Source organism: Enterococcus malodoratus ATCC 43197, from assembly GCF_000407185.1.
GTDB classification, from domain to species: Bacteria; Bacillota; Bacilli; order Lactobacillales; family Enterococcaceae; genus Enterococcus_A; species Enterococcus_A malodoratus.
In genome coordinates this window covers 311,199-322,500 of record NZ_KE136484.1, presented here as the reverse complement: position 1 = coordinate 322,500, position 11,302 = coordinate 311,199, and the positions used below count along the sequence as shown (strand labels likewise).

Sequence of the window (11,302 nt, the reverse complement as noted above, 5' to 3'; positions counted from 1 at the left end):
ACACATGGAATTCCACTCTCCTCTTCTGCACTCAAGTTTCCCAGTTTCCAATGACCCTCCCCGGTTGAGCCGGGGGCTTTCACATCAGACTTAAGAAACCGCCTGCGCTCGCTTTACGCCCAATAAATCCGGACAACGCTTGCCACCTACGTATTACCGCGGCTGCTGGCACGTAGTTAGCCGTGGCTTTCTGGTTAGATACCGTCAAGGGATGAACGTTTTACTCTCATCCTTGTTCTTCTCTAACAACAGAGTTTTACGATCCGAAAACCTTCTTCACTCACGCGGCGTTGCTCGGTCAGACTTTCGTCCATTGCCGAAGATTCCCTACTGCTGCCTCCCGTAGGAGTTTGGGCCGTGTCTCAGTCCCAATGTGGCCGATCACCCTCTCAGGTCGGCTATGCATCGTTGCCTTGGTGAGCCGTTACCTCACCAACTAGCTAATGCACCGCGGGTCCATCCATCAGTGACGCAAAAGCGCCTTTCAAATAGAAACCATGCGGTTTCTACTGTTATACGGTATTAGCACCTGTTTCCAAGTGTTATCCCCTTCTGATGGGCAGGTTACCCACGTGTTACTCACCCGTTCGCCACTCCTTTTCTTTCGGTGGAGCAAGCTCCGGTGAAAGAAAAAGCGTTCGACTTGCATGTATTAGGCACGCCGCCAGCGTTCGTCCTGAGCCAGGATCAAACTCTCATAAAAAGTGTTTGAAACAATCTTGCGATTGTTAAGCTCAATTTTAAAAATTGACTTGCTAGCATATTGCTTGCTATGTTGTTTGTTTCTGTATAATAGAAACGCCCTACACATTTGGTTTGTTTTATTCGTTCAGTTTTCAAAGGTCTACATTGTTTGTCGCTTTGTTTCAGCAACTTTTAAATCATAACAGTTTGCCGTTTTAATGTCAACAACTTTTTTGAAGTTTTTTTTCGAAGAAGTTGTCGTCATCGCTTTATGCGACTTTGATAGAATAACTGAAAGTCAGCCATCTGTCAATAACAATTTTGAAGTTTTTTTAAGCGACATTCACTCGCTTTGGAACATTACATAATATACCAACATAATCTTGCTTGGTCAATCAAAAATCGCGAGTTTTTTTAGTTTTTTTTCATAACTGACCAATGTTCTTTAATGGTCGTGCAAATGTTCGCAAATAACATGAAAGCTGATTGAAAATTACCTTTTCACAATAATTTCAATCGTTTTTTTGATTTGACGGCTAACACCATTTTCTAATAATTCATTTGACTGCAATAAAAAAAGACGTCCAGTACGACTGAACGTCTTGAAAAAAATCTACTTTAACGCATCGTTGGGAATAATAGGACGTCTCGAATTGACTGAACATCTGTTAACAACATAACTAGACGATCAATTCCGATTCCTAATCCGCCGGTTGGTGGCATCCCATATTCTAGCGCTTCTAAGAAATCTTCATCCACACCATGTGCTTCATCGTTTCCTTGTTCACGCTCTTTTTCTTGTGCTTCAAAACGTTCTCTTTGATCAATAGGATCATTTAACTCGGTAAAGGCATTCGCAAATTCACGTCCTACTATAAACAATTCAAATCGATCAGTGAAACGGCCATCTTCAGCATTTTTCTTCGCAAGCGGAGATACCTCCACAGGGTGACCATAGACAAACGTTGGTTGTTCAAGAGTTTCCTCAACGAACGTTTCAAAGAATTCATTGATAATATGTCCGATTTCCATAGTATCTTTTATTTCTACGTTGTGCTCTTTTGCTAACGAACGAGCTTCTTCGATCGTCATCTTAGGCCAGAAATCTACACCTGTTTGTTCTTTGATTGCATCTACCATATGGATCCGTTTGAATTCAGAACCTAAATCAATGGTTTGTCCCTCATAAGATAGGGTGGTTTCCCCAAGTACATTTTGTGCAGCATCGCGAATGATTCCTTCTGTCAAATTCATTACATCTAGAAAATCTTGATAGGCTGTATAAACTTCCATCATCGTAAACTCAGGATTGTGAGTTGTATCAATTCCTTCATTACGGAATACACGACCGATTTCATAGACCTTTTCCATGCCACCGACAATTAAACGTTTTAAGTGCAATTCTAATGCGATACGTAAATACAAGTCTATATCTAACGCATTGTGATGCGTGATAAACGGGCGTGCAGTTGCTCCACCAGCTTCATTATGCAACACAGGTGTCTCTACTTCAATATAGCCTAGTCCATCCAAGTAGCGACGGATTTGGCTGATAATTTGGCTGCGTTTAGTAAAACGGTCAAAGCTTTCACGGTTACTAATCAAATCCAAGTAACGTTGACGGTAGCGTTGCTCAACATTCGTCAACCCATGATATTTTTCAGGTAGTGGACGTAACGCCTTAGATAGCAAAGTGATTTCTTTCGCTTTGATCGACACCTCGCCAGTATCTGTCTTCATGATTTCTCCCGTTACACCAAAGAAATCTCCTAAATCACCTTTTTTGAAAATAGCATAGGGCTCTTCGCCAACTTCATCTTTACGAACGTAGATTTGAATCTGTCCTTCACGATCTTGTAAATGAGCGAAACCAACTTTACCTTTTCCGCGTTTAGTCATCATTCGGCCAGCTACACTCGCAGTCAATTGTTTCTCGTGTAGTTCTTCTTTAGTATTTGCGTCATATGTTTCGTGTAATTCTTTTGAATTTGCTGTACGTTCAAACCGTGCACCGAATGGATCAATGCCTTCTTCACGAAGGTCTTCCATTTTTTCGCGGCGGACACGCATTTGGTCGTTCATTTCTGTCAAATTTGTTTGTTCCTCAGTCACGAATGTTCCTCCTCAGTATGTAATTACTCTTACTTATAATGCCAATGAATAAGCAAAAAATCAAGCCGAATTCCTCATTCGGCTTGAAGATCAGCTAATTTTTTCTCTTGCTTCGGTCTTTTCTACAAGTCCGTCCAATAAATCTAGGATCACTTGTTTTTCTTCAGTCTGGTTAATAGCAAGCTTAACCTTCGCCGAGCGAGGAATTCCCTTCAAGTAATAACTCGCATGCTGACGGAATTCGCGACAAGCAATTTTTTCTCCCTTTAGATTGATCAGCCGCTCTAAATGAAGTTTTGCTGTTTCGATTTTTTCTCTAGCGCTTGGTTCAGTGATTAATTCACCCGTCTCTAAATAATGCTGAGTTTGATGAATCATCCAAGGATTGCCTAAAGCAGCACGTCCTATCATTGCTGCATCCACACCAACTTCTTCAATCATCCGTTTTGCATCTTGCGGCGTGCGGACATCGCCATTTCCCATAAAAGGAATCGTCAATTGATCCGCAACTTGTTTTAAAACGTCCCAATTTGCTTGTCCTTCATACATTTGCACCCTTGTTCGACCATGCATCGCGATTGCTGAGGCTCCTGCACTTTGGGCAGCCAGAGCATTTTCTACCGCAAAAATATGTTGCTCATCCCAACCGATCCTCATTTTAACTGTCACGGGAATATCTACAGCGGACGAAACAGCCTCTACCATTTCGTAGACCTTGTTAGGATCTAACAGCCATTTTGCCCCAGCCTCAGCTTTGATAACTTTATTTACTGGACAGCCCATATTAATGTCAATAATATCTGCTTCCGTGTTTTCTTGAACAAATTGTGCGGCTTCGACTAATGAGTCTTTGTTTCCGCCAAAGATCTGGACACTTAAAGGATGTTCGCGTTCATCGATATACAGCATTTCTAAAGTTTTTTTATTTCTAAAATGAATTCCTTGATCACTGATCATTTCACATACAACTAATCCAGCCCCGAACTCTTTTACCGTTACACGAAAAGCGGCGTTCGTGATACCCGCCATCGGTGCCACTACGATCCGATTCGGCACTTCTACATTTCCAATTTTCCATGCGCCATTTAGTGGTTTCACGATTATTCCCCCAAAATTTCTTGCTTCAATTCATTCAGATCTGCTTCACTGTATTCATATTTATTATTGCAAAACGCACAAACTGCTTCCGCGCCGTGATCTTGATCAATCAATTCTTGAATTTGTTCTACCCCCAGTGTAATGATTGCTGAAGCAAATTTTTCTTTAGAACAATCGCATTTAAATTGAACAGGCATTTTTTCTAAAAATACAACATCATCCGTCGCTAGTAGATTTTGAAGGATTTCTTCTGGTGTTTGCCCTTCATCTAATAAAGTCGAAATACGGGCTGTTTCCTTCAAGCGTGCTTCGATCTGATCAATGATTTCGTCACTTGCTCCCGGCATAATTTGGATCATAAAACCGCCAGCAGTTTTAATTGAATCATCTGTATCAACTAGCACGGACACTCCAACTGCTGATGGAATCTGTTCCGAAACAGCTAAGTAATAGGTAAAGTCCTCACCTATTTCGCCAGAAACAATTGGTGTTTGCCCCGAGAATGGTTCTTTTAGACCTAGGTCCTTAATAACAGTGAACATTCCTTCCGTTCCAACTGCGCCTCGCACATCAATTTTCCCAATCTCATTTAACGGCAGACTAATATGCGGATTTTTGATATATCCTTTTACCTCGCCCTTTCCGTTGCTATCGACTACGATAGCTCCAGCAGGTCCATTTCCTTCTATCTTCACAGTCATTTTATCTTCACCTTTTAAAGTTGCGCCTAACATCAAGGCACCGATCATCGTCCGACCTAAAGCCGCGGAAGATGTATTCCATGTATCATGACGTCGTTGCGCCTCTGCGACCGTTTCTGTCGCATTGACTGCATATGCTCGAACAAATCCTTCATAAGCTAATGCTTTTACTAAATAATCACTCATCTATCTGCTCCTTATTCCTATTTTACTCGTGATTGCATCATACTAGGTGTTCCAACATTTTTCAACTTCTCTGTATGTGCTTGATAAAAAAGTTTAATAATCCTTTTCATGCAGAGCGAAAAAAAGAGCAGATAATCATTCATCTGCTCATTAAAACCATAGTGGTAATAAAAGTGCGGCCATTGCCGTAGCATCATATTTTGTTGCTTCAGCCTTGAGTTGATTGTGTAATTCCCCCAATGCACTAGGGAAATCATGCTGATGCGACAAAGCATATAGTGCGATGGCCTTACAAATTTTAGTTGCAACTAGTCCGTACTCTTCTGTTTTTTCTAATAACTTTGCATTTTCCAACAAAAACTGTTGGACCTCAGGGCGTGTTTTTACTTCTTCATTTCCATATGCCCGACTAATTTGATCCATCATTTGTTCGGCTTTTTCACTCCGCTTCATAATGCCCACCTCTTTGCTGTCAGTCTACCCTTGCTTAATTATTTTGCCAACTCAAAGGAGCTCCTTCATCATAATTAGGTCGGTTTGTCTATCGGCTCCTAAAACAAAATCGTGTGTACCAACCTTCTTAAATCCAAATTCTTGATAGAAATGTAACGCATTTTTGTTTTCTTCCCAGACACCTAGCCAAATACTCGTACGCTTTTCTTTGTAAGCCAGGTCAAGGGCATAATTCAACAGCTGCTTTCCTAAGCCTTGTCGTTTGAACTCATCACGAATATAAATCCGCTCGACTTCCAGTCCATCTTTATCCAACATCTCCGTTTGCGCATCTCCTGTATTCAGTTTCAAGTAACCTGCCACTTCGTCAGCTAAATAAATAAAGTAAAAACGCGTATCAGAAGTTGCCATCTCCTTCTTCAATTTGTCATAGCTATACGCTTCTGATAGATACTGTTGCAAATCGGCCGGTTCATTCTCACTTGCAAAGGTATCAGAAAAAGTTTCGATACTAATTCTTTTCAGTTCTGATAAATCTTCAAAAGTACAGACAATAATTTTCCCTTTCATTTTCAATTCTCCTTATAGCTTCCTAAAATATATGCCTTTTATATCACTATGAATTGTGCTAATAAAAATAAACGACATGCCCGAAGACATGCCGTTCATTTTTATTCTTGATTATCGTTTGTGTCATCTGGTTCAATCTTATCGTCTGATTCTTTATGTTCAGGTGTTTTATCTTCCGCTTGTTTCTCAGCATCTTTTTCTTCCAAAGCTCGTTTCGCTTCTTCAAATGTTTGTGCTTGAGTTTTTTCACTTGGATAAAGACTACCCTTACCTTCAGGCATTTCACCAGTTTCAAACAATGACTTGATTGCTTTAGCATCCAATGTTTCGAATTCCAATAATTTTTCAGCAATCAATTTGTGCTGAGCTCGGTGAGTCTCAATGATTTCACGCGCTTTTTCGTGTGCTTGCATCAAGATACTGCGAACTTCTTCATCAATTTCAAACGCAACTTGTTCTGAATATGCTTTAGTCTGACCGTAATCACGACCAACAAAAACTTGATGGTTTCCTTCGTATTGAACTGGACCTAATTTATCACTCATTCCATATTCAGTCACCATGCTGCGCGCCAATGATGTTGCTTGCTCAAAGTCGTTTGATGCACCAGTTGTTTGTGCATTAAAGACGATTTCTTCAGCGGTACGACCACCTAGAAGCCCTACGATTTGTTCAAACATATCATCCTTGGACATCAACATTTGATCCTCTTTTGGCAATGCGATCATGTACCCGCCAGCACGTCCGCGAGGAATAATTGTTACTTTGTGAACGACACGCGCACGATTCAAGACCATCCCAATGATAGTATGACCGGCTTCGTGATACGCCACCATTTCACGTTCGCGTTTGCTGATGACGCGGTCTTTCTTAGCAGGTCCCGCAATAACACGGTCTTCTGCTTCGTCCACATCAGAGGCATCGATTTTTTTCTTGTTACGACGAGCTGCTACTAGAGCTGCTTCATTCAAGACATTTTCTAAATCAGCACCAGCAAAGCCTGGTGTTTGTTGAGCAACGACTTTCAAATCAACATCGTCTGCCAACGGTTTATTTCTAGAATGTACACGTAAGATCGCTTCACGACCTTTAACGTCTGGACGACCAACCAAAATTTGACGGTCAAAACGACCTGGACGCAATAACGCTGGATCTAACACATCAGAACGGTTTGTTGCAGCAATGACGATTACGCCTTCGTTGCCATCAAACCCATCCATTTCAACAAGCAATTGGTTCAAGGTTTGTTCACGTTCATCGTGACCTCCGCCCATACCAGCGCCACGTTGACGACCAACTGCATCGATTTCATCGATGAAGATAATCGCTGGTGCATTTTTCTTGGCTGTTTCGAATAAGTCACGGACACGAGATGCTCCGACCCCAACGAACATTTCCACGAAATCTGAACCTGAAATTGAGTAGAATGGTACACCGGCTTCGCCGGCCACCGCTTTAGCTAGTAAAGTTTTACCAGTTCCGGGAGGTCCCTCTAATAGAACACCTGCTGGAATACGGGCGCCTAATTCCACGAAACGACGCGGATCTTTTAGGAATTCCACAACTTCAACCAATTCTTGTTTCTCTTCTTCTGCCCCAGCTACATCAGAGAAACGTACACGATTAGCCTTTTTATCGGCTTCTTTGGCTTTAGATTTCCCAAAGTTCATGACACGGCCATTACCACCGCCACCGCCGCCTTGTTGGCCGATCATCATGTAGAAGAAGAAAATCATAATCAAGATTGGCAGGAAGCTGACTAGTAATGTCACCCACATGCCGCTGCTGGATTCTTCTTCAATTTCTGTCTTGATTTTGTTTTCTTTAGCTAAGTCATTTACTTGACTTAACGTTGAATCATTTGGCAAAACAATTGTTGAAAAATGAGTTGTTTTTGAATCTGTTGAACCGATGATACTCAAGCCGCCAGAATTAGCAACCTCTTGTTTCTCCTTATACTCACCAGTAATTTTGTAAACACCACCGGCAGGTTGGATCTTGAGGTTCTTAATTTTGCCTTCTTGCATCTGTTCAGTAAAGGTCGAATACTCGATATCTGGCGAAGCTGATTTGTTATCCCCAAAAAGGAAATAAACAACCATAACCATAGCCAAGATGACGAGAATATAATAGAGAGCATTTTTTACTCCCTTATTGTTTTTGTTCATCTGCGTCCTCCTCGCACTTGTTAGCTTATTAGCTTGTTAAAAAAGTTTTATCAATTTTGACCTTTTAAGTATATCACACTGTGATTTTTTCAGTCACTAATTTGATTGATAAATTTTTGGCTTCAATACACCTACATATGGCAGGTTTCGATACGCTTCTGCATAGTCAAGTCCATAACCGACCACGAACTCATTAGGTACGTCAAAGCCGACATAATCCGCATGAATATCTACCACACGGCCTTCAGGTTTGTCCAACAATGTGACGATTTTCACTGATTTGGCTTTACGGTATTTAAATAAATCAACTAAATAGCCCAGAGTCCGACCACTATCAATGATATCTTCTACAATCAATAGATCTCGCCCTTCAACATTCGTGTCCAAGTCCTTGATAATTTTTACCTCACCAGAAGAAACAGTTTGATTTCCGTAACTTGAAACATCCATAAAATCTAATTCCAAATGTGTATCGATCTCACGAACAATATCAGCCATAAATGGTACGGCCCCTTTTAAAATACCAACTACTAAAGGATTTTTATCCGTATAATCTGCAGTTAATTGTGCACCTAATTCGACGCAACGTTTTTGAATATCTTCTCTAGTAATCAATACTTTTTCAATATCTTTTGCTAGCATGTAGAAACTCCTTTCATTTCGATACTTGAAGCCTGTAGTCAAGTATGTAGTGTATTCTATCAGTTTCAGTTGTAATACTCAAATAGGAATTAACAAAAGGTAAGAGCGCTAAGATTTCTCCTGTGGAATCTTCTACAATCCACGCTTGCTCACGTTTCTCAGCAGAAACTTTTTTGTCAATAAAATAACGGCTAACCCGTTTAGTTAACGTCTCAGTCAAACGTATCCGATCGCCTGACTGCCGACGTCGAATCGTTAAAGGCAACTTTACCTCTAAGGGCAACGGAACTTGGTACACCTCATTTTCCAAAGTTAGATCGCTTTTTTTCAAAGCAATCGTCGTACCATCAGATAATGAACATCGCTCATTTTCCGACAAACGAAAGACACCTTTATCGACTTTTGCCTTCTTCTCTAAAACAAATTGTTGGTAACGTCGTGCAAATTGCCAGTTATCTCCGAGATCCATAATCCATTGACTACCAGAATGTTGAATTTGGTCTAGTAGTGCAAAAAGTTGCCGCTGAGAGATTATAAACGTTGTCTGCTCCGCTGTTTGTTGAAAGAACGCAGAAAGAAAATAATAACGAGCACCAGTTTCTGCAGGTAAAATTTCATGAGAAAAAGACCAGCGTCGACCGTCAAATTCGATATTTCTTAAATTTTCTTTTAGTGACTGATCTATCAATTGATTCGCCCAAATCAATTGTTGATGAAATTGTTGGGCATGCTCCAAAACCTGTGAATTCTCTTTTTTTAGCTCCGGAACGACATTTTGCCGAATGCGATTGCGAAAATACTCCTGCGAACTATTCGTAGCATCTTCGAAATAGGTCAAGCGCTTCTTTTCTGCATAGCTATAAATTTTTTCTTTCGAAAAAGGAAGCAATGGGCGTAATAGAATCCCTGTACTAAATTTTTGCAGACGGGCAATTCCGCTATGCCCCGCAAAAGAACCACCACGAGTCAGACGCATCAAGAGCGTCTCTAATTGATCATCGCCATGATGGGCCGTCAACAGTAAATCGTACTTTTCTTCTGACATGATCGTATCAAAAAAATTGTAACGAACTTTTCTAGCTTCCGCTTCAATATTTTTTTTCACGGGTTGTTCCCATACCTTCAGATAAAAAGGCAATTTACGTTCTTCACAATAGTCTCGTAAAAAAGCCGCTTCAGCTTTTGACTCCGCACGTAACTGATGGTTCACATGAGCTACACCGATAGTCGCTCCCAATTGCTCTAACAAATGTAAAAGAACCATCGAGTCGACTCCAGTCGAAACTGCCAATAATATTTTCTTGCTCGTCACTAATTCAGGGTTTTCACGAAAAAAAGCCTGTTCCATGTTACTCTCCTTCACCTATAAAAAAAGCTGAAATCCTAAAAGAATTTCAGCCTCTCTATTTTAACTACGGCGACCGCCACGGCCTCCGCGTTTTCCTTCGGTATTGCGTTTGATCGATGACAAGCGATCATCACTATCCTTTAAAAAGGAACTCATCAATGAATCGAAGTCTTCTTTGCCGCCACTTTGGGGCTTGCCTTTACCAGTTGGTTTCGGACGATTATTGTCACGGAACTCACGTTTGAAAGGTTTCTTTTCTGGTTGTGGTTGATCTTGTGCCTTACGGATCGAAAGGCCAACTTTACCGTCGTCTCCAACAGAAGTCACTTTCACCGTTACTTCATCGCCGACAGTCAATACATCATGAATGTCTTTGACAAAACCATTAGATATTTCACTGATATGGACTAAGCCTGTTTTACCTTCTCCCAAGTCGATGAAAGCACCAAAATTGGTGATCCCTGATACTTTTCCTTGCAGCTTAGCTCCTACTTCGATTGACATAAAAAAAATGTTCCTCCTATTTTTTTTCCAATTTATTTTAAAACTGCGTTTAAACTATTTGGCAGTTTCGGACTTTACAACTTCGTCAGCAGACTGTTTGTCTTTGCTAGGCGTATTTGCTGAATCTGGTAAAACAAAAACCAATTCTCCATCTTTTGAATAATAGAAACGACTACGGGCCAACTTCGCCACATAATTATCATCTTTCAACAATTTCACGTCTTGCCTCAAGCCATCCACCTGATCATCTACTTTCGCAGACTCAGCAACCGTTTTGACTTTGATTTCTTTTAATTCACTTAAATGACGTTGTTCATTGAAGATTTGAACTCCCATGACAATAGCAGCAAATGCTGCGATTGCAAGAAGCGCTGCTAAACGACGACGTTTAAAGATTAATTGTCGATGTTGCTTTTGAAATTTACGATATTGCTCTTTGGCATATGGTGTATCTAATGAAGCAACTTTTTGCGTCTCGTTCTCATTCATTCCAGCTCGCTCCTTACCATGAAATTCTTTACTATTATATCAATTCAGGATATAATTGTCTATTTGAATTATCTTTAATTCCCGTTATTTTCCACTCGAGTCTCACTAATAATCCGATACATTTTCGCTGCGTCATCTTTTTTAGTCGACTCATGCAGCTCCTCCACCGCGACCTCTAGGACTTTGTTTCCAAATTGGATTCTCAACTCATCTCCGACTTTTACATCAGATGAAGATTTTGCTAATTTTCCATTGACTTGAATCCGACCTTTATCCGCAACTTCTTTTGCTACCGGCCGACGTTTTATGATCCGTGAAATTTTTAAAAATTTATCTAATCGCATGAA

The 11,302-nt window shown here is 40.6% G+C and carries 11 protein-coding genes and 1 rRNA gene (1 of these 12 running past the window's edge); all 12 read right to left on the bottom strand.

Annotated features, from left to right (window positions below; translation table 11 throughout):
* Nucleotides 1-703 (bottom strand): 16S ribosomal RNA (locus tag I585_RS22350) (it extends 856 nt beyond the left edge of the window).
* Between the two features lie 599 nt (nt 704-1,302).
* Complete coding sequence (lysS, locus tag I585_RS22345) at nt 1,303-2,766, bottom strand: lysine--tRNA ligase (protein WP_099050647.1); 1,464 nt, start codon at nt 2,764-2,766, stop codon at nt 1,303-1,305.
* A 120-nt stretch (nt 2,767-2,886) separates the two neighbouring features.
* Nucleotides 2,887-3,894 (bottom strand): tRNA dihydrouridine synthase DusB, encoded by a 1,008-nt coding sequence (gene dusB, locus I585_RS22340; RefSeq protein WP_010741087.1) that lies wholly within the window; start codon nt 3,892-3,894, stop codon nt 2,887-2,889.
* A gap of 2 nt (nt 3,895-3,896) precedes the next feature.
* Nucleotides 3,897-4,781 carry an Hsp33 family molecular chaperone HslO gene (hslO, locus tag I585_RS22335; RefSeq protein WP_010741088.1) on the bottom strand — a complete coding sequence of 295 codons (885 nt, stop codon included), beginning with the start codon at nt 4,779-4,781 and terminating at the stop codon, nt 3,897-3,899.
* A 150-nt stretch (nt 4,782-4,931) separates the two neighbouring features.
* Complete coding sequence (locus tag I585_RS22330) at nt 4,932-5,234, bottom strand: bacteriocin immunity protein (protein WP_010741089.1); 303 nt, start codon at nt 5,232-5,234, stop codon at nt 4,932-4,934.
* Between the two features lie 51 nt (nt 5,235-5,285).
* Entirely contained in the window at nt 5,286-5,804 is a 519-nt protein-coding gene (locus tag I585_RS22325; RefSeq protein WP_010741090.1) for a GNAT family N-acetyltransferase, read from the bottom strand.
* 101 nt (nt 5,805-5,905) lie between these two features.
* Complete coding sequence (gene ftsH / locus I585_RS22320) at nt 5,906-7,972, bottom strand: ATP-dependent zinc metalloprotease FtsH (protein WP_010741091.1); 2,067 nt, start codon at nt 7,970-7,972, stop codon at nt 5,906-5,908.
* A 96-nt stretch (nt 7,973-8,068) separates the two neighbouring features.
* Nucleotides 8,069-8,614, bottom strand: a complete 546-nt coding sequence (gene hpt / locus I585_RS22315) for a hypoxanthine phosphoribosyltransferase (RefSeq protein ID WP_010741092.1) — start codon at nt 8,612-8,614, stop codon at nt 8,069-8,071.
* 13 nt (nt 8,615-8,627) lie between these two features.
* Nucleotides 8,628-9,962, bottom strand: a complete 1,335-nt coding sequence (gene tilS, locus I585_RS22310; protein WP_010741093.1) for a tRNA lysidine(34) synthetase TilS — start codon at nt 9,960-9,962, stop codon at nt 8,628-8,630.
* 60 nt (nt 9,963-10,022) lie between these two features.
* The gene (locus I585_RS22305) at nt 10,023-10,466 is read right to left on the bottom strand and encodes a S1 domain-containing RNA-binding protein (protein ID WP_010741094.1); all 444 of its coding nucleotides are present in this window, start codon (nt 10,464-10,466) and stop codon (nt 10,023-10,025) included.
* 54 nt (nt 10,467-10,520) lie between these two features.
* On the bottom strand, nt 10,521-10,955 hold the full coding sequence (locus I585_RS22300; RefSeq protein WP_010741095.1) for an FtsB family cell division protein: 435 nt from the start codon (nt 10,953-10,955) through the stop codon (nt 10,521-10,523).
* A gap of 74 nt (nt 10,956-11,029) precedes the next feature.
* Nucleotides 11,030-11,299 carry an RNA-binding S4 domain-containing protein gene (locus tag I585_RS22295; protein ID WP_010741096.1) on the bottom strand — a complete coding sequence of 90 codons (270 nt, stop codon included), beginning with the start codon at nt 11,297-11,299 and terminating at the stop codon, nt 11,030-11,032.
* Nucleotides 11,300-11,302 lie beyond the last annotated feature (3 nt).